A 23,652-nucleotide genomic window follows, 5' to 3' on the forward strand; every position below is an offset into this window, starting at 1 on the left:
TAATGAGCAAACGCATCATTCAGATCATATTCGTTGTGGGCATAATCCAAATTGTGATTGCTTTTGTACTATTGAACGCATTGTGACATCAGGAATTACCTCATGAACGCACCAGTTAAATTCGAAACCACGCTGAAGGATTGGGAAACTGACCAAGAGGTTCGCTGGTGCCCCGGTTGCGGCGATTACGCGATCCTCAAGGCGGTGCAGCGCACTTTGCCGCAGCTTGGTTGTGATCCGAAGAACACCGTATTTATTAGCGGTATCGGCTGCTCCAGCCGGTTCCCCTATTATATGGAAAGCTATGGCTTTCACACCATCCACGGGCGCGCGCCTGCGGTGGCGACGGGGGTAAAGCTGGCCAATCCTGACCTCGATATCTGGCTGGTGACCGGCGACGGTGACGGGCTTAGTATCGGCGGCAACCATATGATGCATGTGCTGCGGCGCAATGTGAATATGCAGATCATGCTGTTCAACAACGAAATTTACGGCCTGACCAAGGGGCAATCATCCCCGACCAGCCGCGAGGGGACCAAGAGCCCTTCGACCCCGATTGGCTCCTATGACCATCCGGCCAATCCATGTGCTTTTGCACTGGGTTCCGGCGCACGGTTTGTCGGGCGCGGGTTCGATGTTTCGAAGAATTTGCCAGACGTTTTGAAGGCTGCCCACGGTCACCAAGGCGCGGCCTTTATCGAGATTTTCCAGAACTGTATCGTTTACAATAAAGACGTGTTCGAGGATTTTGCCGCGCCCAAGGGTGCCGGTGACCGCCAGCTGTGGCTGGAACATGGCAAGCCGATGATGTTTGGTGACGAAAAGGCCGGTTTCGACAAGGGCCTCGCGCTCGACCGCGAGGCGATGGCGCTGAAAGTTGTCGATGTGGCGGATGGTGACTGGGAAGCGGCAGGGGTGATGGTTCACGACCAAACCAACCGCACCATGGCGCATTTGCTGATCGAAATGCAGTTCGGACCATTCCCGATGGCGCTTGGAGTAATCTACGACGATCCGCGTCCGACTTTCGAAACAGCCGTGATCGAAGAGCGCGCGAAATCTTCTGCAGGCAAGGAGGCCAATCTGGCCAAGTTGCTGGCCAAGGGGCAGACATGGACTGTCGAAGCAAATGAGGGCCATCCGACGGATTGATCGGCTAAGCGCTTGGACAATCTAACCCACTCGCTCGTTGGGGCATTGCTTGGTCAGGCTGGGCTCAAACGTAAGACCGGGCTTGCCATGCCTGCGCTGATTATCGGCGCGAACTTGCCCGATGTCGATGCGGCGTGTTTGTTTTGGCTTGAGGGAGTAGGGCATCTCGGTTTCCGGCGCGGGATCACGCATGGCCCGCCAGCGCTGGTGCTGCTGCCGCTGATATTGGCGGGGATACTCTACGGTTTTGACCGCTGGCAGGCGAAGCGCGGCCAAAGACGGTTCGGGCGGCCCGAGGGTCGGCTGCCGGTTAGCTTCAAATGGCTGTTTCTGCTGAGTTTCATCGGCTGTCTGACGCATCCGGCGATGGACTGGCTCAACGTCTACGGCATCCGCCTGTTGGAGCCGTTTTCGAGCCAGTGGTTCTATGGCGATACGCTGTTCATTATCGATGTGTGGCTATGGGCGATCATGGGCTTCGCGGTGTGGTTCTCGCTGCGGCGGGAGAAGCGCGGCAAAAGTGGGCGTTGGCCAGCCGTCTCCGCAATACTGCTGTCGCTCACTTATATTCTGGCAAATTGGGTTCTCACCAATGCATCGTTTGTGCCCTATGGCATCAATCAGAAAGTTGTGCCGACAGCAAAGAATGGATTGGGGCCGAAGCCGTTTATTCCGACCACGCAGATGATTGCATCCCCAGTTCCATTCAATTCATTTGGGAGAGAACTCATATCGGGCCAAAAGAATCGTTATTTCGTCATACCCGTTAATGTTGTGCCCAGCCCATGGGAGGCGCGACCTATCACCAACCGACCTTGTGGCTGGCCAAATGAGAGCGAGCTAGCGACTGGCGGTTCGCAATCCGAAGCCTTCCTCTTCTGGTCCCGAGCACCCTTTGCTGAGCGCGCCGATGACGGCTCTGTCATTCTCCGCGATGCCCGTTTCTATGACCCTCTTGCCCGTGATCGCTTCAGCGTTGCTTTGCCCAAAGTGAAATGTGAGGAACTTCCCGTGCGCTGAACCGTCATTGCGAGCGTAGCGAAGCAATCCAGACTGGCGAGCGGGATGCTCTGGATTGCCACGGCGACTGCGTCGCCTCGCAATGACGACGAGAGGGGAAAGAAGGATGATGACCAAACCACAAATTGTCTGGCTACGCCGTGATCTTCGCCTTGCAGATCAGCCCGCGTTGTTTGCAGCCGCGCAAGCCGGGCCGGTCATACCGGTCTATGTGCTGGATGATGCGGCGGCGGGAAGCCATGCCTATGGCGGGGCGAGCCGGTGGTGGCTGCATCATTCGCTGGAGGATTTGGCCAAGTCTTTAGGCAAGCGTAATTCGCGGCTGATTTTACGGCGCGGCGATGCGGTGGAGGAACTTACCAAGGTCGCCGAGGAAACGGGTGCAGAAACTATCCACGCGATCCGGCATTACGAGCCGTGGTGGCGCAAGGCGCAGGGCAAACTGGCTGAAACGCTCGATTTGCAACTGTATGACGGAAATTATCTGTTTCCTGCGGGCCATGTGACTACCGGATCGGGCGATCCGTACAAAATCTACACGCCGTTTTCGAAAGCTATTCTCGCCGAAATGCCGCCGCGCGATGAACTGCCCGATCCCGAAGCCATCCAATTGCCCGATAGCTGGCCGGATAGCGACGATTTGGCCGACTGGCATCTGCTGCCAACGAAGCCTGATTGGTCGGGTGGGCTGCACGACTTCTGGGAAGTGGGTTTTGACGCTGCTTTTGATCGGCTGAATTGGTGGCAGGACCATGTCGCTGATTATGATGAGTCTCGCAATTTGCCCTCAAAAGACGGTTCCTCCCGTATGTCGCCGCACCTTCATTTCGGCGAGATCACTCCGGTGCAAATATGGCACCGGTTCAAGGATAAGCGCAGCCAAGGGTGGAAGACGTTCGAGAAGGAACTGATCTGGCGCGACTATGCGCAAAATGTCATTTGCCAGTTTCCAGCTTACGCCAAGGAAAGCTACCGTGATGGTTATGATGACGGCCTTTGGCGCAATCCCAATCGCGGGCATCTGATTCAGGAGGATTTGGAAGCGTGGCAGCGCGGACAGACAGGCTACCCCATTGTCGATGCAGGCATGCGGCAATTGTGGCAGACTGGCTGGATGCACAACCGTGTGCGGATGATTTGCGCCAGTTTCCTCGTCAAACATCTTTTGATCGATTGGACACACGGTGAACAATGGTTCTGGGATTGTCTGGTCGATGCCGATTACGGGTCCAATGGCACCAATTGGCAATGGGTCAGCGGCACCGGGGTGGATAGCAATATGTTTGTCAGGATCATGGCACCGCTGAGCCAGTCTGAGAAATTCGATGCCACTGGGTATATCCGTGAATATGTGCCCGAATTGGCGAGCCTGGACGCGCCTTATATCCATGATCCCGAAGAGCATGGCTGCCGGCCAAAAAACTATCCCGCCAAGATGATCGGCCATCGCGAGGCGCGGGAAAGGGCTCTTGCAGCTTACCGACAAATGAAGGGGAAGTAGGCTTGCCGCGACACGCACGCCGCGTCATAGCAGCGCGATGAATTCTCAGAGTGCAAGCAGAGGCAAAGCCTTGATTGAAGGCGGGACGCGGTTCGAGCGTAAGCCTCATGGATTTTCGGGCCTGATCGGGCGAATAATTGCGCCCAGCATTCACCGTATTCTCGACCGGATTGATCAGGGTTTGAAGGCGGGGTCAATCCTTGGCCATTTGCCCGACGGCACCACTCGGCTGCTGGGCGGCCATGCGCCCGGGTTTGACGCAATTGTCCATTTGAATGATTGGCGCGGCGTTGTGCGGCTTGCGACGAATGGTTCGGTCGGTTGGTATCAGGCATGGGAAGCGGGAGAATGGGAAAGTCCCGATCCTGTCACTGTCTTCGCAACCTTCAATCACAATGCCAAATCTCTAGGTGAAACGGGCCGAGCCAAGGGACCGTTCCGCTGGGCCTCGAAGGTTGCGCATTGGCTTAACCGCAACAGCAGGGCCGGTTCGGAGCGCAATATCCATGCGCATTACGATCTCGGCAATGATTTCTATGCGCAATGGCTCGATCCGACGATGAGCTATTCCAGCGCGATTTTTTCCGGCGACGAGTCTGATGCGGACGATTTGGAAGCAGCACAGAAACGCAAATGGGATCATCTGGCAGATCGATTGGGCAGTCCTGAATCGTTGTTGGAAATTGGTTGCGGGTGGGGCGCTTTGGCGAATTATTTTGCACATCGGGGTGCCGCAGTTACCGCTATCAGTCTGTCCGAAGAGCAATTGGCTTGGGCTCGTGAACGGCAAGAGCCGGCGATTGGGTTTCGAAAGCAGGATTACCGCGATACAAACGGTCAGTTTGATGCCATTGTCAGCGTTGAAATGGTCGAAGCGGTCGGGCGCGAATATTGGCCCAGCTATTTTGACTGCATCGCGCGTAACCTAAAGCCCGGCGGACGTGCGGCAATCCAGTTCATTTCGTTCAATGACGAATTGTTTGATGTCTATGCGGCGAGCGCAGACTTCATCCAAGCATACGTCTTCCCCGGTGGTTTGCTCATCCGTGAAAGCGAGTTCAGACAGTTAGCCGCAGAGCGTGGTCTCGCATGGGAAAATCAGGAGAACTTTGCGCAGGACTATGCCGAAACGCTCAGGATTTGGCGGGAGAATTTTGACAGGGCGGTTGATGAAGGCCGTTTGCCAGAAGGCTTTGACGCTCGTTTCATTCGCCTGTGGCGTTATTATCTGATGTATTGTGAGGGCGGATTTCGCGCTGGTGGAATTAATGTGAGCCAGGTGACGCTGGTCAAGCCAGCGCGCTAACTCGCAGGGAGAGAGGAACGATAATGAAAAAGTGGATCATCGGCATACTGGCTGTCTTGTTGGGCGGCGGAGCCGTCACATGGGCCTCGCTTGACGAGGATCAACGCAATCTGCTCGCCAATTTGCCGACAGATCGCAACGTGCTGTTTTGGTCAACCGAACAGCGCGACGCGGCTTTTCGCACGCTGGATGCAATACCGGTTTTGGCCAAGGCGCGGGTGATTGAATCTGGTAACACAATCTATCCGCTGCCTGCAGGTGAAGCCCTCCCGATAGCCACCAACATTGACCAATATATGAAGGAGCAACGCACTGCTGCTTTGGTGATCGTGTATGATGGTAAGATTGTATTGGAAAAATACGGTCTTGGCTTCGCGGCTGAAGGTAAGTGGACCAGTTTTTCTGTCGCGAAGAGCCTGACCTCGACCATGGTTGGCGCAGCTGTGAAAGACGGTCACATTAAGAGCTTGGACGACAAGGTCACCGACTATATCGCCGACCTCAAGGGGTCAGCTTATGACGATGTGACAGTTCGCCAGTTGCTGACCATGACATCAGGCGTACGGTGGAACGAAGACTACACCGATCCCAAATCCGATGTTGCGCTGTTTAACGAGCACGAGGCGCCGGACGGCGAGGACGCCACCGTAAGCTATATGAAGACCTTACCGCGTGAGGCGCCTGCTGGCAGCAAATGGGTCTATAAGACTGGCGAAACCAATTTGATCGGTGTGCTGGTAAGCGAGGCTTCCGGCAAGCCGCTTGCAGAATATCTTTCCGAAAAAGTTTGGGCGCCGTTCGGAATGGAACAGGACGCTACCTGGCTTCTGGGTTCGACTGGTCATGAAATTGGCGGTTGCTGCATTCAGGCTTCGACCCGTGATTATGCCCGTTTCGGGCAGTTCATAATGAATGGAGCTGTTGCGGGCGGTGAGAAGGTCGTCCCCGACGACTGGTTGGCCGAAGCAACCACGAGCCAAGCCGAAATTGGAATGCCGGGCCGTGGCTATGGCTTCCAATGGTGGACTTATGACGATGGCAGCTTTGCCGCGCAGGGAATTTTTGGCCAGGGCATCTTTATCGATCCGGCTCGCAAATTAGTGATCGCGTCCAACGGCAATTGGCCGGTTGCATCAGGGCAAGGCGCAGAAGGCGAGCAGCGGATTGCGTTTTACCGAGCGGTTCAGGATGCGGTTGATACGAAGCTGGCTGCAGCTAATAATTAACTCCGACAAAGAAAGGCGAGCCATCAGGGCAGGGGATGGCTCGCCTTTCGCTGCAATGTGCTATGTCGCCCACGGTGGAGCGCTGCTTTACAAAGTGCTGCGGTAGACCATGCTGGGGCTGTAGCGGCCCAAAATATTGTCATGCACGATTGGGCTAAGCAGCTCCATGAATGCACAGCCGACAACTGAATTATCCCACCATACAACTTCTGCTTGAAGCGATTCGAGGCCGGGAAGTGTAATCCAGCACAGCTGGCCAGGATGCATTCGGCTAATTGCTGATGCCGAAAAGCCCGAGATCGACAGATCTTGCACCACAGTTTGGAACGCGCGCCCACCAGACGCACGCAGCTGCGCGGGGATAGTCAGTTTTGTGCGCGGAGAGCAGCGATCTTCCTGTGCTGCCAATGCATAGCTGTCATGTGTGTCGACGACCATTGAATGTGCCCCTGTTGGGTGAAGACTAACCAGAAACCTTACCGACAGAATACCGGATAGGCTTTGCACAAAGTGGCCGTTTCTACTTACAAAGACGTTGCGATAATTGGTTAAGCAATGTTTACGTCGACCCGGCGCTGGGTCAGCTTTTTACGAGGGCAGATTAGACCCGAATCCGGTACGAAGTTGGGAAGTCTTCGCCGAGCAGTTCCACGATCCGATTTGCGACGACATCAGGAGCTTTGACCGTGGCCGGATCTTCGCCGGGATAGGCTCTTGCGCGCATGGCGGTGCGGGTTGCGCCTGGATCGACTATGGCAATGCGCACATTTCCGATCTTCTCGACTTCCTGCGCGTAACTGTCGAGCAACGATTCAAACGCTGCCTTGGTCGAACCATACGCTGCCCAATAGGCTCGTGCTTCGTTGCCGACGCTGCTTGTCAGGCCAATTACGCGGCCATTCTCTGCACGCTTCAGCAGCGGGTCAAACGCCGCTAGCAACGCCTGAGTGGCCAATAGGTTGGTCGTTATCGCTTGGCTGAACTGCTTAAGGTCAATCTGCGTAACCGGCGTTAAAGTTGGCAGATAAGCTGCTGAAATAACTAGGATATCCAATTTGTCCCAGCGGCCTGCAATCGCGCCGGCAAGCCGGACAATGGCGTCGGGCTCCCCGAGGTCAAGCGGAGCGATTGTCGATTGCCCGCCGAGAGCATGAATTTCATCCTCCACTGCTTCGAGCGCCTTCACATCGCGTCCAGTGAGCACAACATGCGCACCCGCAGCGGCTAGCGCCTTGGCGGTTTCCGCGCCAATGCCTTTGCTCGAACCGGTAATGAGGGCGAGCTTGCCATCGAGCGCAACGGTATTTGTCATCTAACGACCTTATCAAAGGAGAGTTGCGCATCACCGTCACGTTTGATCGCTTGGTCGGTTAGCGGGGTGGGATAATCGCCGGTAAAGCAAGCATCGCAATATTGCGGACAAGCGGCGTCACGCCCCTTTAGACCCACCGCACGATAAAGTCCGTCTATCGATACGAACGCCAGACTGTCGGCGCCGATATATTCTCGCATCGGTTCGATCTCCATCCGGGCCGCAAGCAGCTTGTTACGCTCGGGCGTATCGACGCCGTAGAAGCAGCTATGCGCAAAAGGTGGACTGGCGACACGAAAGTGAACCTCTGATGCGCCAGCATCGCGCATCATCTGGACGATCTTGATGCTAGTTGTTCCGCGGACGAGCGAGTCGTCGATAAGTACGATCCGCTTGCCTTCAACGAGAGCGCGATTGGCGTTGTGCTTCAGCGAGACACTTGATGTGCGCGCGCCTTGTGATGGCTGGATGAAGGTCCGCCCGACATAGTGAGACCGGATAATACCTAATTCAAACGGCACGCCCGATTGCTGGGCATAACCGATTGCCGCTGGAACACCGCTGTCGGGCACAGGAACGACCAGATCGACATCGGCAGGGCTTTCAGATGCCAGTTCCTGACCAATTGATTTGCGCGATTCGTAAACAGACTGGCCAACGAAAATTGAATCAGGGCGGCTGAAATAGACATGTTCGAAAATGCATGGGCGCGCGGCAATATTGCCGAACGGCCGCAATGATTTTACTGCTCCGTCAAAGCCAACATGGATTAATTCGCCGGGCTCAACCTCGCGCTCAAACTTTGCCCCTATTACGTCAAACGCTACGCTCTCGCTGGCAAACACAACTGCATCGCCAAGCTTACCCATCACCAATGGCCGGATGCCCTGGGGGTCGCGGCAAGCTATCATCCCTTCGGGCGTCATCACGATTAGCGAATAGGCCCCTTCAAGCATGCGCAATGCATCGACCAGACGGTCTATTGTCGTAGGATAACGGCTAGTTGCGACAAGGTGGATGATGACTTCGGTGTCGGAAGTCGACTGGAAAATTGAACCCCTGCTGACGAGCCCGTCACGCAACGAACGCGCGTTTGAAATATTCCCATTATGTGCAACCGCAAATCCGCCCGAGGCAAGATCTGCATAAAGCGGCTGGACATTGCGCAGGCCTGATCCGCCAGTCGTAGAATATCGCACGTGTCCTGCTGCCATATGGCCAGGCAATTCTGCTAATGCTTCTTCGGTGGAAAAATTATCAGCGACGTGACCGGTGCCGCGCACAGAGTAGAAACGGTCACCATTATAGCTGGTGATACCCGCAGCCTCTTGTCCGCGGTGTTGCAAGGCGTGGAGGCCAAGTGCGGTTACTGCCGAAGCGGATTGCGCCCCGATTGCACCAAAGACGCCGCATTCCTCGCGCAGCTTATCGCCATTATCATCATAAAACGGGTGAATAAAGTTCATGGATTTTTTTACCGCCCGAGTGATGGCCGCCGAGCGCCGCTCAATGGCCGTGTTAACGGGTAATTACAAGTGTCAGCTGGCCTTAATCGGCCCCCTATTTGGCAATTTCCACTGGTGGCGCGGCGCATTTCATTGCAGCGAAAGCAAACACTGCCTAAACAAGCGACCTGACACCCTTGATATCGGCCAGTTACAGAAGCGAAACCAATTTGCTCCTTTCCCCATTCGAATGGACAGTAACCAAACGCTACATGATGCCTGGGAAGGGCGAGGGCTTTATCGCGCTCGTCGCAGGCATCAGCATCGGCGTAGTGATGCTAAGCGTCGCTTTGCTCATTGTTGTGATGAGCGTGATGAATGGTTTTCGGGGCGAATTGCTTGATCGCTTCGTCAATTTGAATGGCCATGCGATCATTCAGGGTTACGGCGGAAGACTTGATAATTGGGAGCAATTGCTGGAAGAAGTGCGCGAGACACCCGATGTCACCAGCGCATCTCCTCTGATTGAACAGCCGTTACTCGTAACCTTCAATGGCCGCGCCGAAGCAATTAATTTGCGCGGCAATACACAGGCAGACATCGCAAAGCTTAGTGAGAATCTGGTCGCTGGCAATTTGTCGCAACTAAAACCAGAAGCGGGCAAAATCGCGATTGGATCACGGCTGGCAATAAAGCTGGGCGCGCAGATTGGCGATATAATCACCATCATCAACCCTCAAGGGCGCTCCACTCCATTTGGCACAGTGCCCAGGCAGGTTGGGTATGAAATTGCCGCCTTAATCGAAACCGGCGTGTATGATTTTGACCAAGTGTTTGTGATTATGCCGATCAAGGACGCGCAGACATTGCTGCTGACGGGCGATACGATTGGCTTGATTGAGGTGATGACCACCGATGCCGAAGATGTCGGGCGCATCCTGCAGCCACTTCAAGCAAAGTTGCAGGGCAGGGCGCAAATTAACGACTGGCGCACGCTGAATTCGAGTATTTTTGAAGCGTTGGAGGTGGAACGCGCTGCAATGTTCTTTGCTCTTTCGCTGATCGTGCTCGTCGCGGCGTTTAATATTCTGTCGTCCCTGGTGATGCTGGTTCGCGCAAAAACACGCGACATTGCAATCATGCGCACCATGGGTGCGACGCGGCGCAATGTGCTGAAAATTTTCGTTACAACAGGAACCGTAATCGGCGCCTTCGGGACGCTAAGCGGTCTAGTTCTCGGTTTTCTGATTCTTTATTTCCGCCAAGCCATCGTGAGCTTTTTCGAGATGGTCACTGGCCAGGCTTTGTGGGACCCATCGGTGCGGTTCCTAACTGAATTGCCGGCGCGGGTTGATCCGGCGGAGGTCGTAGGCATCTGCTTGCTGGCGATGGTTCTCAGCTTCCTCGCGACGCTTTATCCGGCTTACAAAGCTGCCAATACAGATCCAGTGCAGGTGCTGCGTTATGAGTAATCCTGTCGTCAAATTGACCGGGCTGACCCGCTCTTTCGAACAAGGCGGCATCAAAATCGATGTGCTGCGCGGAGTTGATCTGGTGATCGAACCGGGTGAAATCGTCGCACTGTTGGGGCCTTCGGGTTCGGGTAAATCGACGATGCTGCAGGCGGTCGGCTTACTGGAGGGCGGATTTGGCGGCTCGATTGAAATCGGCGGCACAGACGCCTCGTCACTGCCGTCAGATGGGCGAACCGAACTGCGCCGCAACCATCTAGGCTTTGTCTATCAGTTCCACCACTTGTTGCCTGATTTTAACGCGGTGGAGAACGTGGTCCTGCCGCAACTGGTCGTCGGCAAGCCTCGCGCTCAAGCAGAGAAACGCGCTGAGGAATTGCTCAATTCCCTCGGCTTGGGGCACCGCCTGACTCACCGGCCGAGCCAGCTTTCCGGGGGTGAGCAGCAGCGGGTTGCAGTCGCCCGTGCCTTGGTAAATCGGCCTGAATTGGTGCTGGCGGATGAGCCGACTGGCAATCTCGATGAAGCAACTGCAGATAAGGTGTTCGAGGAATTCCTCGGGCTAGTCCGCGGATTGGGCAGTGCCGCTCTGGTCGCAACCCATAATGAGCGGCTGGCAGCGCGGATGGACCGTGTGCTAAGGCTGCATGAAGGCCGGCTCGGCTAAACTCCGCCTTTTTGAGAAAGACAATGTATGACCACGATTGCAGAATTTAGCGTCAAGAAACCTGACGGAACCGAACTCGATCTGTCGGAGAAACTGGGCAAGGTTTTGCTCGTGGTCAACACCGCCAGCAAATGCGGTTTCACGCCGCAATATGAAGGCTTGGAAGAGCTACACCGAAAATTTGAGGGTAAGGGTTTTGAGGTGCTCGGATTCCCTTGCAATCAATTTGGCGCGCAAGAACCTGGTAATGCCGAAGAAATCGCCAGTTTTTGCAAGCTGACCTATGATGTCACCTTCCCGATGATGGGCAAGGTCGAAGTTAACGGCGCTGGTGCCAGCCCGCTCTATGATTGGATGAAGGGCGAAGCGCCTGGGCTGATGGGGAGCAAGACCGTCAAATGGAACTTCACCAAATTCCTGATCGACCGTGAAGGTAAAGTCGTGCGGCGCTACGCCCCGACTGATACTCCTGCGCGGATTGAAAAAGATATTGCAAAACTGCTGTAACCAATCGGCCTGCGCGTCCGAACGGCATGCTACATAATTGGAGGGCGTAATGCTCGAATCGTTTAATCAGTGGTTCCTGTCGCTCGGTGCCGAGTACGGGGTGAACCCCTATATCTTTGGCGGCATCTATATCGGGGCTATCCCGTTTTTCTTGCTTTGCATCGGCTGGCTTGTGCGCAACGCGAAGGTCGGCAAATCGACCGTTCTGCCGACGATGTGTGCAGGTTTCTTCTTCGTGTCTGCCTATCTCTATCTGGCGGTTGTTGGGAATAATATTCCGGTTTGGGTGTGGATTTTCCTCGCCGCGCTTATCATCTATGGCGCATATTCGAGCATCCGCGACACTCGCAAAAAAATCGCTGCGGCGAAAGCGGAAGAGGGTGGCTTCTAACTCCCTGAAATTTGTCATCTAGGTGGGGACAGGACTTCATTCTTGCTGAGTTATCCTTGGCCAGCCTGATAACTGCTTACGTAGGATCGATAAATTTGTGAGTCGGAGCCGAAGACTTCCGCCGCGAGCGTCATTTTCCACGCTCTGGCACTGTCGAAAATTAAGCGACCGGCCGACAATTGAAAGATCATGCGACACTTAGCGATTGCGATGTTTCTAGGAAAAAATCTTGCTCTGGGTGGTAAGCGGACGTGGGGTGAAGCCCAAAAATGGGACCTAATCGACGGGGCTGCATTGTGAAACTTGGGGCGTTCCTTTAGCAAGTTGGAATCAGGGGTCGCGTCCTGTAGGCGGAAATTCAAATGTCCAACCAACCAACTCGGTCACACATATACCAAAACCATCATTTGGATTCGACGCGCTGGAATTGGTTTGAACCGCGCGACGACGATATTATCATCGCAACGTCCTATAAGGCTGGGACCACGTTGATGCAGACCATAGTTGGTAATCTCTTGTTCCCGACAGGGGAACTGCCGGGTCCTGCTTCGGTAATTTCACCTTGGCTCGATTTTCGTCCATTTCCATTGGAGATGGTGCTCGGACAGCTCGAAGCGCAGAAGCATCGCCGTTATATCAAGACCCATACACCTCTCGATGGACTGCCTTATTATCCTCAGGCAAAGTATCTATGTGTGAGCCGCGATCCAAGAGATGTGTTCATGTCACTGCTGAACCACTGGGGCAGTCACACCGATGAATTTTATGCTACGGCAAACGGGATTCCAGGTCGTGTCGGTGATGAATTCCCAAGGTTTGGCGGAGACGTGAAACAAATCTGGCGGGATTGGATTACGCGGAGCTGGTTCGATTGGGAAGTTGGCGGTTATCCGTATTGGTCGCACCTGAGCTATGCACTGACTTTTTGGAATCATCGCCATCAAGCCAATGTCAAGCTGGTGCATTTCAACGACCTGTTGTCGGACTTGGATGGTCAGATGCATGACATCGCCGCATATCTCGAAATCGAAGTTCCTGACGAAATGTGGGCCGATGTCGTCAAACGCTGCACATTTGCGGAGGTCAAGAAAGACCCGTCAAAAGTGGTTGGGGAGAACATCGCCTTCGCGTTCAAAGGCGGTGCTAATAGCTTTATCCATAAGGGGACCAATGGCCGCTGGGTCGGAGTGCTAGATGATGAAGACTTGGCGCTCTACGACGAAGCAATGAGCAAGCTTCCGCCGGGCTATGCTGATTGGCTTCAAAATGGTCACTCTGCAGGCCTAAGTTGAACGTCCGAAATTGGGTCCTTAGCAGTCATCTGCCAATAGCGATGCACTGCAAATCAGGTCGTAAAAACTGTGGAAGCCGCGCTTCACTTTTTGCCTCGCAATCCGCATAAATACAATATGTCATTTGCCCCGTTCGTTCCGTTGCGAGTCCAGTCGTCTTACTCGATGCTCGAGGCGGCTATCGATCCCAAAGCGATTGCGAAACTGGCGAAGGAGCGCGGCTTTCCAGCCATCGCGATCTGTGACCGCAACGGGCTGTATGGCGCGGTTATGTTTGCCAATGCCTGCATGGCCGAGGGTATCCAGCCGATCATTGGGGCGCTGCTCGGGGTTGCTCGCGATGCAGAGGGGCGTCAGGTCGATTACCTGCCGCTTTATGCGCAAGACGAGGCGGGTTACGACAATCTGTGCCATCTGGTCAGCAAGGCGCATCTTGACCGTCCGTTAGAATTTGAACCGCATGTCCGGATGCGCGATCTGGAAGGGCATACTGATGGCCTGATCGCGCTAACAGGCGGCGCAGATGGCGCGATATCCCGGCTAATGGCCGAGGGGCAACACGACCATGGCGAGGCATTGTTAGACAGGCTTCAACCGCTGTTCCCTGATCGGCTTTATATCGAACTGACACGCGGTCACGATGCGGTTCAGGATGCCGCCGAAGTCGCGCTGATCGATCTTGCCTATGCACGCGATTTGCCGCTGGTTGCGACCAACCCTGCATTCTTCGCCGAGCCGCATGTTTACGCCGCTCATGATGCGATGCTGTGTATCGCGGCGTCCTCGCAAATAGATGCGGAGGAACGACCACGGTCGAACCGCGAAGCTTTTGTCAAAAACTCCAATATGATGGAGGAGCTGTTCGAGGATTTGCCCGAGGCTACCGAGAACACTTTGACCATCGCTCGGCGCTGCGCTTATGCGCCGCCATACCGCGATCCGATCCTGCCCAGCCTTGCCGGTGATTTGGAGGGCGAGGCGAAAGCGCTTGGGGACGATGCGCGCAAGGGTCTGGCGATGCGGCTTGAACCCTATGGCGAGATGTCGCCGGAAGAGCGGAAAATCTACGAAGACAGGCTGGAATTCGAAGTCGACATTATCGTCAAAATGGGTTTTCCGGGTTACTTCCTCATCGTTGCCGATTTTATCAAATGGGCGAAAGATAACGGAATTCCGGTTGGTCCAGGCCGTGGTTCAGGTGCGGGGTCATTGGTCGCTTGGGTGCTCACCATCACTGATCTTGATCCGCTAAAACTTGGTCTCCTGTTCGAAAGGTTCCTGAATCCCGAGCGTGTGTCCATGCCTGATTTCGATATTGATTTCTGCGAAACGCGGCGAGGCGAAGTCATCCGCTATGTGCAAGACAAATACGGGCATGATCATGTCGCGCAGATCATCACCTTTGGTAAGCTGAAGGCTCGCGCTGTGCTGCGCGATTGCGGACGGATTTTGCAGATGAGTTACGGTCAGGTCGACAGACTGTGCAAGATGGTGCCGAACCATCCAACCGACCCATGGACATTACCACGTACGTTGAACGGGGCAGCGGAATTCAAGCGCGAATATGACAATGATAATGAGGTAAAACGTCTCGTCGATTTGGCGATGCAGCTGGAGGGGTTCCCGCGTAACAGTTCGACCCACGCGGCAGGTGTCGTGATTGGCGACCGGCCGCTGGCGCAATTGGTGCCGTTATACCGCGACCCGCGATCCGATATGCCGGTGACCCAGTATGACATGAAGCATGTCGAAAGCTCGGGCCTGGTCAAATTCGATTTCTTGGGCCTGAAGACTTTGTCGGTGCTGCGCAAAGCAACCGACCTGCTCGAAAAGCGCGGGATAGAGCTCGATCTGTCAACGTTGAAATGGGATGATCCAGCGGTGTTCGATTTGCTCAAGGCGGGCAATACGGTCGGCGTGTTCCAGCTGGAGTCGGAAGGCATGCGACGGACGCTGACGGCAGTGAAGCCAACCAAATTCGAAGACATCATTGCGCTCGTCTCGCTCTATCGTCCTGGTCCGATGGACAATATTCCCCTGTTCGGAAAGCGTAAGGCTGGCGAAGTTCCGATCGAATATCCGCACGCAAAACTCGAAGGAATTCTGTCCGAGACTTATGGTATTTTTGTCTACCAGGAACAGGTGATGCAGGCCGCCCAAATCCTTGCTGGCTACTCGCTTGGAGATGCCGACTTGCTCCGCCGTGCGATGGGTAAGAAGAACCAAGCGGAAATGGACCAGCAGCGCGCCAGATTCATTGAGGGCTGTAAAGAGAACTCGCAAATCGACAGACCCAAAGCCAATGAGCTGTTCGATTTGATCGACAAATTTGCGGGCTATGGTTTTAACAAGTCGCACGCTGCCGCTTATGCCTTACTTGCCTATCAAACGGCCTGGCTGAAAGCGCACTATCCTGAAGAATTTTACGCTGCTTCGATGTGTTTCGACATGCACCAGTCAGAGAAATTGGCGCTGTTTGTCGATGATGCACGGCGGCACGGGATCGAGATTGCTGCGCCTGATATCAATCGTTCCGTCGGTGAATATTCGGTCGAACGTACTGATGAAGGATATGCAGTGCGTTACGCGCTCGCGGGAATTCGTAATGTGGGCGAGAAAGCGATGGATTCGATCGTCGCCGAACGCAATGCCAATGGCGAATTCGAGAGTTTGAAAGACTTATTTGAACGCTTGCCGCCTGGGTCGATGAGTCGGCGGCAATTGGAAGGCCTGATCTGTGCTGGTGCGCTCGACGGGCTTGAGCCCAATCGCGGGCTATTGTTCGAGAATGTCGAATTGTTGCTCGCAACTGCGGATGCCGCATCACGGGAACGCGAGAGCGGGCAAGGCGGCTTGTTCGCTGGCGAGGATACGGCGAGTGATACGCTGCGTTTGAAAGAGGTCGAGGACTGGTCGCGGCCCGACCGCATGGCGAAGGAACGCGAGAATTTCGGGTTTTATTTCTCAGCCCATCCGGTCCAGCAATATTGGACGATCGCTTCTGCCAATGGCGCGCGCACATTCCAGAGCCTGATGGAATCGGGCGCTCCGCCCGGTGGCCGCCAGAGCGCAGTGATGGCGGCGATGGTCGAAAGCGTAAACAAGGGTAAGACGCGTCGCGGAAAAGACTTCATTCGCGCCGACTTTTCCGATTCAACTGGCCAATTCAGTGCGGCTTGCTTTGAAGAGGGTTTGGTCGAAAATTTCCAGAAGTGGGCTGCGGAAAGCACCTGTATTTTACTCAATGTGGAATTGGATTCTCCTAGCCCGGACGAGCCTCCGAGGGTGACGGTCCGCGGCGGCAAACCGCTGGAGGAGATCAAGGGTAGTTCGCGCATGCTCCTGACGCTTGATCTATCGAGCGCGGCGGCGTTGCATGAACTGAAAATGGAGCTGGTACCGGGCACGCCCGGCCATGGTGAGGTCCTAATTAAGCTCAAAACGGGTGATGGGGCGGAGCCGTTGATGCGGCTCGGCCGCGATTATTCACTCGACGGGGAGCTGGCCGAACGATTGGCTTTGATCGACGGAATCGAACAGGTTTCGCTTACCACACGGCGTGGTGCTTCACATCTCCGGCTCGTTGCCTGACACCACAGCCTCTGCCTTAGGTGGTTTTGGCTTCTCAAATATGCGCGAATATCGTGCAGCTGCGAAAATGATCAGCGGGACCAGTAAAGTGTTCCAGACGTCGTGCAGGCTTGCGAGCACAAACGGGTCATTTTCCCTCAACGCATTGTGGCGCATGTCGAAGATTTCACCGCAAATCGCGACAGCAAGCACCAGCAAAACAGGCTTCCATTCCAAGGCTCGCCACCGGAAAATCAAGCAGGCTGCGATGAAAACTCCCAGCGCAACATAAATGTGCAAAGCATCTTTCGCGAGGCCAGTAAAATCGACAATTGCTATCTTGAAATCATTGAGTGGATTCATTCCACGACTTTAGACCGATTGCCTTGGCTGGCAAGCACAGGCATGTAGAGAAAAACAACATACTTTGGAGATGATGCCGATGACCGGAAATGCCCTTGGAGCTATGCAGGATTGGACGATGCGGATTACCCATGTGATCGACCATGCGGCACGCGAAGCCGGTACACGGGAAATTGTGACGCATTGGGCTGATGGCACGGAAACGCGAACCAATTGGGCAGAAGTTCGCCGCGATGCACTAAAGATGGCGCAAGCCCTTCAAGTGCTTGGGGTCAAAAAAGGAGAGCGCGTAGCCAGCCTTGCTATGAACCATTCGCGCCATCTGGTCAGTTGGTACGGCGTCGCCGGAATGGGCGGGGTGCTCCACACGGTAAACCCGCGCCTATTTGACGATCAACTCGAATATATCGCCAACCATGCTGAAGATAAGGTCATGCTGTACGATGCAGCGTTCCAGCCAATTGTCGACAAGATGAAAAGCAAGTGGACCACAATCGAACATTACATCTGTTTCGATCCGCCAGCGGGCTCTGACGTAATCGCTTTTGAAGACTGGATTGGCGCGCAGGATGGCGACTTTTCGTGGGTCACCGGCAGCGCCCAAGATCCTTGTATGCTGTGCTATACCAGCGGAACGACCGGTAACCCGAAGGGCGTTCAATACGAGCATGGATCAACCGTGCTTCATGCGGTTTCTGGCCTGCAACCTTCGACATTCAACTTCAGCGCCAGCAGCGTCATGTTGCCAGTTGTGCCAATGTTCCACGCAGCCAGTTGGGGTCTCCCTTATGCAGGGGCCATGGCGGGTATCAAGTTCGTATTCTCGGCGGTCAACGATCCTGCTGTGCTACATGAATTGATGGAGCGCGAAGGCGTGACCGACAGCGCAGGCGTGCCGACCGTTTGGCTTGCGCATTTCAATTATTGCGACGCGCAAGGAATTGACCTGCCAAAATTGAAAGCTGCGACGATTGGCGGTTCAGCCTGTCCGCGCTTTATGATTGAGAGATTGATGAAGAACGGCACCCGAGTCCAGCATGCCTGGGGAATGACCGAGACCAGTCCAATTGGCACCGTTGGCGGTCCGACTTGGGATTGGGAAGACCTGACATTCGAGCAGAAAGTCGACAAGACTGCGATGCAAGGACGTCCTATTTTTGGCGTCGAGTTACGCACAGTAGATCTGGACGATTGGGGCAAGGAATTACCGCGCGACGGCAAATCATCGGGTGCGCTGCAAATCCGCGGCCCGTGGATTATCAAACGCTACTTCAAAGCGGAGAAAGATTGCGTCGATGCAGATAATTGGTTCGACACCGGCGATGTGGGCATCATCCATCCCGATGGCACGTTGCAGCTGACCGACCGCACCAAGGATGTGATCAAATCCGGCGGCGAGTGGATCAGCTCGGTCGAGCTGGAAAATGCAGCCGTTGGCCATCCCGAAGTGGCAGAGGCGGCTGCGGTGGGTATGCCGCACCCCAAATGGGACGAGCGACCCGTTCTGTTTGTGGTTCGCAAGGAAGGCTCGAATGTTTCGGCAGACGATATAAACGAGCATCTGAAGCCGCTTATCGCGAAATGGTGGATGCCCGATGCGGTCGAGTTTGTGGATGATATTCCGCACACCGCAACGGGCAAAATCAGCAAGAAGGACCTTCGAGAGCGGTTCAGCGATTACAAGCTGGGGGCTTAGAGTATCTCCCGTCTAATCCTACTGAACAAGCCATTCGGTGTGCAGTCGCAATTTAGCGGAGGCGCTGGTGGTGATGCGCACGATACTTTGGCGAGTTTTGTGGATGTTCCCGGCGTCTATCCTGCGGGGCGGCTCGATAAAGACAGCGAGGGTCTGCTGTTGCTCACCGATGATGGCGTGCTGCAATCGCGCATTGCAGAACCACGCTATAAAGTTGAGAAAACCTATCTCGCGCAAGTTGAGGGCGAGCCTGATGAGGGGGCGCTTCTCGCGTTGCGGCGCGGTGTGAAAATGAAGGATGGGATGACTAAACCCGCCAAGGCCGAAAGGCTTGATCCACCTGAACTTTGGGATCGCGATCCGCCAATTCGCTTCCGCAAAAATGTGCCTGATAGCTGGATTTCTCTGACGATTTCGGAGGGCAAAAACCGGCAGGTCCGACGGATGACTGCGGCGGTCGGTTTTCCGACGTTGCGCCTTGTCCGGTGGAGCGTGGGCGAATGGACTGCCGAGGGACTTGCGCCTGGCGAATGGCGCGAATTGCAGGTTTAAGGAGATTACTAAGTGACCACCTACATCGATCCGAGCCCGGCCAATTTCCAAGCATTTAAAGATCTGCCGCGTGATCAGCCGATCCATATGCTAAACCTGCTACACTATCGTGACGACGCGGACTATCCAGCTAGTCATGCAAACGCAGCCAAAGGCTGGAGCGGTCGGCGCGCTTACCAGGAATATGGCAAAACCAGCGGTCCTATATTCAATCGAGTAGGCGGCAGCATCATATGGCGCGGCGTGTTTCAGACGGTCGTGACCGGACCTGACAATATGCAATGGCATGATGGCTTTGTCGCGCAATATCCAAATGCGGGTGCGTTTTTCGAAATGATCAAAGACGTGGATTATCAGTTGGCAGTGGTGAACCGGACGGCCGCACTACTCGACAGCCGACTGGTGCGTTTTGAACCGGGTGCGGCTGGCGGGGGTTTTGGGTGAGGCGTCCGCCTGAACCGAGGACTCGGGTGAAACCGTTTAAGCCTGTAGCCCGGTTAATAGAGTCCCATTTCGGCTTTAGCGGAGGCAATGGCGGAGATTAGCTTGCCGTTTACTGCGCTGCCGATTTTGCTGAAAACTGGCTTGACCCCGTTCGTAAATTCCTTGGATGCGAACCACTGCTTGAGCGCAGAAAGGCCGTCTGCTGCCTCTTGGGCCAATGCGCTGCATTCGTTCGGGTCGCCGAGAATATATTGGTAATCAAACGCGCTGATCCAGTGCGTGTAAGCCTCACCTTCAATTGTCCATAACTCGATGGGCCGCGTGATCGAGGCGCGGTGTTCAAAATCGGTTGCGGGCAAGCTGGGGGGATGATCGCCGAAATCCTTTGCCGTCCCCCATGCGCCCGATATTCCGAAACAGCCGCCATATTTGTCCGTCCGCAGCTCAATAAAATGGAACTCTTCGCCAAATGCTCGCTGCCATGCGGGATATTTCCCGGTAAATCCCAGCGCTTCGATCGCAGGTTCGACGATGTCCCGAATGGCCTTGCGCATAGGACGGTTGGAGGCGCGCCTTGCCACATTACTTCTCTTGCAATCTCGGCATCAGATCCACGAAGTTGCAGGGGCGGTTGCGGCTGTCCAATTGTTCGGCCAGTATTCCGTCCCATCCGTCTTTGACCGCGCCGTTTGAGCCGGGCAATGCGAAGACATAGGTCCCGCGAGTGACCACGGCGCAAGCGCGGCTTTGGATTGTGCTGGTGCCGATGCTAGTGATGCTGAGGAAGCGGAACAATTCGCCAAAACCGGGAATGTCGCGACCGCCACCCGCCTCGCATACGCGCTCAAGCGCTTCTGGTGTCACATCGCGGCCAGTCAATCCAGTTCCGCCGGTGCAGATAATGGTATCAATAGCCGGGTCGTCGATCCAAGTGTTCAGCCTTCCGGCGATTATGCCGGCATCATCCCTCTCAATAGCTCGAGCTGCCAGTCTATGGCCCGCGTTCTTTATCCGGTCGGCGAGAATAGCTCCTGAGGTATCATCATCTGCGGTGCGCGTGTCCGAAACCGTCATTAGCGCAATGTTTATCGGCTTGAACGTGAGGGATTGATCAATCGCCATTTATCAGTCGCCTCAATCCCGCGAGGTAAAGCGGGCACGGCCCATATCAGGAAAACTGGGCCAATCATTTTGTGCTAGCTCGCTACGGCTAGGAGATGCACCGCCAGCTTGACGTTCATACATCCAGTAATTGCGCATTACGATTGCGACATAGCCGCGCGTCTCCCAGTAAGGGATGCTCTCCATATACAGCAGCGCGTCATCCTGATCGCGTACTTCGCTGTTCCACCGTCCAACCGGGCGTAAGCCTGCATTGTAAGCGGCCATAATCTTGGGCAGTTTCCCTTCAGTCGCGGGGCTGTCACGCAGCATGTTGAGGTGTTCTTGTCCGAATGCCAGATTGATTTCAGGTTTGGACAATTCACGCGCATTACCGCGCAGGCCCAACTTGGCGCGGTGGTCGATTGCGGCGGCAGGCATGATTTGCATCAACCCGCGTGCTCCGGCCGGGCTGACCACCGCAGCGCGGAAGTTAGATTCCTGCAATGTATGGGCGTAAGCAAGCGCGGGGTCGACTTTCCAGCCGGACACTGGGGTCCATCGCGGCGCAGGATATCGTAACGCAGGTTCGGAGATGGCTCCGCGAGGCGCATTATGTGCCATCCATAATTGTGTCGCTGGCACACCCAATTCGCGAGCCAGTCGTGATAACTCGTTATATTGCGACGCATCACCAATCCGGGCTTGATGACGTAAAACCTCATCGGCGAGGCCAGCTTCACCTATTTCCGCTAATCCAACTGCGGTTCGAACATTCTCGATATTGCGAAGCTTCTGCCAATCTTCGAGATTGAAATCGGCTGAGGAGTGCGTTTGTGGCATGGCCTGCCCGAGCTGTTCGCGTGCAAGCATGCCATAAAGCGTCTCATCAAGCTGCGCTGCGCCGCGCAATTGTTCGGTCACTTTTTCTGGTGCACGGCACCGAATATAGGCTCGGCTTGCCCAGTAACGGGCTGCAGCGGCCAATTCGATATCGGTCGCACCATTGGCTGCTTCTTCAAAATATACAGCAGCGCTGCCGCAATCATTCATCCGCCATGCCGACAGGCCGGCGACCCAATTGCCCTCTGCGACCCAAGCGCCTGATCCATCATTGACCGTTTGTGCAAGAGCGAAGGCTGCAGGATCGTTATTTTCAATGTAGTAGCTCCAAGCGACGCGTTGACGCCATTCGGCACGCGACGCTGAGCTTAAAGCTCCATCAATACCATCGAGCAAGATTCTTGCTCCATCGGGATCATCATTTTTGATCCGATCCAATATCGCATCTTTGGTCGAATTAGGCATCGTCCCGTCATTAATACTGCGAGGTCGGATACGTTTCGAGGCGTAAGGTTGGCGAACAAAGGTTTGTTCAGTCGGCAGGCCGTAGGTTGCACTCAATCCGCGTTTTTCACCGAGAATATTGAGTTGTTCTGCCTGCGGTAAATACCGGCCCGCAGACATCCATTGCTGGATCTGGTCGGCTTCTACTCGCGGTGAATTGGCATGGAGATAATACTCGGCCTTGGCGACCTGATGAAGCGGACCATCCGCTCGGTCGGCCAGCATCGACTTTACCCGGCTCCAATTTTCATCGTCAATTGCGCCGAACAATTGGCGGTAATACGCTTTGTCTTCATTGCTGAGCAATTGCGGCACGTTGGATGATACTGCGCGATCACGGAAATACTCCGCAGCGCTGCTGTTTGCCGCAGCCGGCGCGGCGATGCCGCCGGTCAAGGAGCAGGCCAGAATGCTGGCTGCGAGGAAGGAAGCTTTTTGTATTGCGCTTAACTGTGTCAAATCATCTATCCGATCACTCAAGTCAGCTTGTCCATCCAAGCCAGCTCTGCCAGAATCGCTCTCGCCTTCCCGCAGATCGCAGCAATTCGGCAAGCGAGCTGACGCCCATTGCGGGGATGCTTCCACCCTCATGGTTAAAATTATGTAAAATAGCAGCGCCTTGCGCCGTGTCGTTCCCCAAAAGCGCCGGAATGTTGCGGCCAAAGGTAAGGATCCGTTTTGGAGCAGCCAGCGCTATATGATGCGAGAGCAGCTCACCCAGTCCCGCTTCTGCCATAGAAGACCAATCGGGCATCGGTGTGTGACGGCGCAAAACAGACGTCAGATATAACCCGCTATCATCCAGACATGCCGCCCGCATCATTCCGCTAAGCAAATTGCCTTGCGGTCCTGACAACAGATGATCGCGGTCACTTTCCTCAGGCTCAGAGACGATCACCATCAGCTCTGAACCCTTCAAACCGCGCATGGGAACGATAGGGAACGCACCGCCATCATCGACATCTGCGCTCTCCAACAGCCAGCTTTGGAACGCCGCAAGCTCGGCTGGCCAACCAGCTTGGTCGCCGCCAATTCTTTTTGCAGGCGGTGTGGCTGCTGGTGCTATTGGTTTTTTTGGCTGCGGGGCAATCTGCTGCATGGGTGAGGACACCCCTTTTAGCGTATCAGCCTCGGCCAGCCAATCCGTAGCGTCGTCCGCGAAATCGCTATCGACGCCAGCCTCCTTCCACCACTCCAGCGCAGCGGCAAATTCGTCTGCCAAATTGTTGTTAGTGGGCTGTTCCATATCCGTAGTGGGTCTTGACCTGCCGCGTGGCAGTATTCAAGG

Annotated in this window: 22 protein-coding genes; 14 read left to right on the forward strand and 8 right to left on the reverse strand. The window is 55.0% G+C overall.

Features of this window, described 5'->3' with window-relative positions; genetic code table 11:
- Positions 1–102 precede the first annotated feature (102 nt).
- From GRI36_RS08005 to GRI36_RS08025, 5 genes are all read left to right on the forward strand, one after another.
- Positions 103–1,152 (forward strand): 2-oxoacid:ferredoxin oxidoreductase subunit beta, encoded by a 1,050-nt coding sequence (locus tag GRI36_RS08005; RefSeq protein ID WP_160597984.1) that lies wholly within the window; start codon positions 103–105, stop codon positions 1,150–1,152.
- A gap of 12 nt (positions 1,153–1,164) precedes the next feature.
- A complete protein-coding gene (locus tag GRI36_RS08010; protein ID WP_160597985.1) occupies positions 1,165–2,172 on the forward strand; it encodes a metal-dependent hydrolase in 1,008 nt (335 codons plus the stop codon).
- Positions 2,173–2,281: 109 nt separating this feature from the next.
- Positions 2,282–3,673 (forward strand): cryptochrome/photolyase family protein, encoded by a 1,392-nt coding sequence (locus GRI36_RS08015; RefSeq protein WP_160599132.1) that lies wholly within the window; start codon positions 2,282–2,284, stop codon positions 3,671–3,673.
- 37 nt (positions 3,674–3,710) lie between these two features.
- Complete coding sequence (locus tag GRI36_RS08020; protein WP_160597986.1) at positions 3,711–4,979, forward strand: SAM-dependent methyltransferase; 1,269 nt, start codon at positions 3,711–3,713, stop codon at positions 4,977–4,979.
- Positions 4,980–5,002: 23 nt separating this feature from the next.
- The gene (locus GRI36_RS08025) at positions 5,003–6,205 is read left to right on the forward strand and encodes a serine hydrolase domain-containing protein (protein WP_160597987.1); all 1,203 of its coding nucleotides are present in this window, start codon (positions 5,003–5,005) and stop codon (positions 6,203–6,205) included.
- Between the two features lie 87 nt (positions 6,206–6,292).
- On the opposite strand, the gene GRI36_RS08030 is transcribed toward GRI36_RS08025, so the two are convergent.
- The 3 genes from GRI36_RS08030 to purF all read right to left on the reverse strand — a co-directional run bounded on the left by GRI36_RS08030 (position 6,293) and on the right by purF (position 8,983).
- The gene (locus GRI36_RS08030) at positions 6,293–6,643 is read right to left on the reverse strand and encodes a PilZ domain-containing protein (protein ID WP_160597988.1); all 351 of its coding nucleotides are present in this window, start codon (positions 6,641–6,643) and stop codon (positions 6,293–6,295) included.
- Between the two features lie 163 nt (positions 6,644–6,806).
- Positions 6,807–7,517, reverse strand: a complete 711-nt coding sequence (locus tag GRI36_RS08035; RefSeq protein WP_160597989.1) for an SDR family NAD(P)-dependent oxidoreductase — start codon at positions 7,515–7,517, stop codon at positions 6,807–6,809.
- Positions 7,514–8,983, reverse strand: coding sequence for an amidophosphoribosyltransferase (purF, locus tag GRI36_RS08040; protein ID WP_160597990.1), 1,470 nt, complete (start codon positions 8,981–8,983; stop codon positions 7,514–7,516). The genes GRI36_RS08035 and purF overlap by 4 nt, the downstream gene beginning before the upstream one ends.
- A 209-nt stretch (positions 8,984–9,192) precedes the next feature.
- Between purF and GRI36_RS08045 the strand changes: the two genes are divergently transcribed.
- From GRI36_RS08045 to dnaE, 6 genes are all read left to right on the forward strand, one after another.
- Positions 9,193–10,434, forward strand: coding sequence for a lipoprotein-releasing ABC transporter permease subunit (locus GRI36_RS08045; RefSeq protein WP_160597991.1), 1,242 nt, complete (start codon positions 9,193–9,195; stop codon positions 10,432–10,434).
- On the forward strand, positions 10,427–11,101 hold the full coding sequence (locus tag GRI36_RS08050) for an ABC transporter ATP-binding protein (RefSeq protein ID WP_160597992.1): 675 nt from the start codon (positions 10,427–10,429) through the stop codon (positions 11,099–11,101). The genes GRI36_RS08045 and GRI36_RS08050 overlap by 8 nt, the downstream gene beginning before the upstream one ends.
- Positions 11,102–11,128: 27 nt before the next feature.
- Positions 11,129–11,608: a glutathione peroxidase gene (locus GRI36_RS08055; RefSeq protein ID WP_160597993.1), complete on the forward strand. Its 480-nt coding sequence runs from the start codon at positions 11,129–11,131 to the stop codon at positions 11,606–11,608.
- Between the two features lie 49 nt (positions 11,609–11,657).
- A complete protein-coding gene (locus GRI36_RS08060) occupies positions 11,658–11,999 on the forward strand; it encodes a hypothetical protein (protein ID WP_160597994.1) in 342 nt (113 codons plus the stop codon).
- A gap of 362 nt (positions 12,000–12,361) precedes the next feature.
- Positions 12,362–13,291 carry a sulfotransferase domain-containing protein gene (locus GRI36_RS08065; protein WP_160597995.1) on the forward strand — a complete coding sequence of 310 codons (930 nt, stop codon included), beginning with the start codon at positions 12,362–12,364 and terminating at the stop codon, positions 13,289–13,291.
- 117 nt (positions 13,292–13,408) lie between these two features.
- Positions 13,409–16,882 (forward strand): DNA polymerase III subunit alpha, encoded by a 3,474-nt coding sequence (gene dnaE / locus GRI36_RS08070; RefSeq protein WP_160597996.1) that lies wholly within the window; start codon positions 13,409–13,411, stop codon positions 16,880–16,882.
- On the opposite strand, the gene GRI36_RS08075 is transcribed toward dnaE, so the two are convergent.
- On the reverse strand, positions 16,859–17,224 hold the full coding sequence (locus tag GRI36_RS08075; RefSeq protein ID WP_160597997.1) for a hypothetical protein: 366 nt from the start codon (positions 17,222–17,224) through the stop codon (positions 16,859–16,861). The two genes, dnaE and GRI36_RS08075, sit on opposite strands and share 24 nt — an antisense overlap.
- Positions 17,225–17,303: 79 nt before the next feature.
- On the opposite strand from GRI36_RS08075, the gene GRI36_RS08080 reads away from it, so the two are divergent.
- The 3 genes from GRI36_RS08080 to GRI36_RS08090 are packed head-to-tail and all read left to right on the forward strand — an operon-like array spanning position 17,304 to position 19,916.
- Positions 17,304–18,920 carry a long-chain fatty acid--CoA ligase gene (locus GRI36_RS08080; RefSeq protein WP_235902200.1) on the forward strand — a complete coding sequence of 539 codons (1,617 nt, stop codon included), beginning with the start codon at positions 17,304–17,306 and terminating at the stop codon, positions 18,918–18,920.
- A gap of 3 nt (positions 18,921–18,923) precedes the next feature.
- Complete coding sequence (locus tag GRI36_RS08085) at positions 18,924–19,472, forward strand: pseudouridine synthase (protein WP_160599134.1); 549 nt, start codon at positions 18,924–18,926, stop codon at positions 19,470–19,472.
- A 12-nt stretch (positions 19,473–19,484) separates the two neighbouring features.
- Positions 19,485–19,916 (forward strand): DUF1330 domain-containing protein, encoded by a 432-nt coding sequence (locus GRI36_RS08090; protein WP_160597998.1) that lies wholly within the window; start codon positions 19,485–19,487, stop codon positions 19,914–19,916.
- 53 nt (positions 19,917–19,969) lie between these two features.
- Here the strand turns inward: GRI36_RS08090 and GRI36_RS08095 are convergent, their stop codons facing one another.
- The 4 genes from GRI36_RS08095 to GRI36_RS08110 are packed head-to-tail and all read right to left on the reverse strand — an operon-like array spanning position 19,970 to position 23,610.
- A complete protein-coding gene (locus tag GRI36_RS08095) occupies positions 19,970–20,497 on the reverse strand; it encodes a hypothetical protein (RefSeq protein WP_160597999.1) in 528 nt (175 codons plus the stop codon).
- 1 nt (position 20,498) lies between these two features.
- A complete protein-coding gene (gene moaB / locus GRI36_RS08100; RefSeq protein ID WP_160598000.1) occupies positions 20,499–21,038 on the reverse strand; it encodes a molybdenum cofactor biosynthesis protein B in 540 nt (179 codons plus the stop codon).
- Between the two features lie 12 nt (positions 21,039–21,050).
- A complete protein-coding gene (locus tag GRI36_RS08105) occupies positions 21,051–22,844 on the reverse strand; it encodes a lytic transglycosylase domain-containing protein (protein WP_407985668.1) in 1,794 nt (597 codons plus the stop codon).
- Position 22,845: 1 nt separating this feature from the next.
- Positions 22,846–23,610, reverse strand: a complete 765-nt coding sequence (locus GRI36_RS08110) for a uracil-DNA glycosylase family protein (protein WP_160598002.1) — start codon at positions 23,608–23,610, stop codon at positions 22,846–22,848.
- Positions 23,611–23,652 lie beyond the last annotated feature (42 nt).

The sequence above is a fragment of the Pontixanthobacter gangjinensis genome (assembly GCF_009827545.1).
GTDB lineage: Bacteria > Pseudomonadota > Alphaproteobacteria > Sphingomonadales > Sphingomonadaceae > Pontixanthobacter > Pontixanthobacter gangjinensis.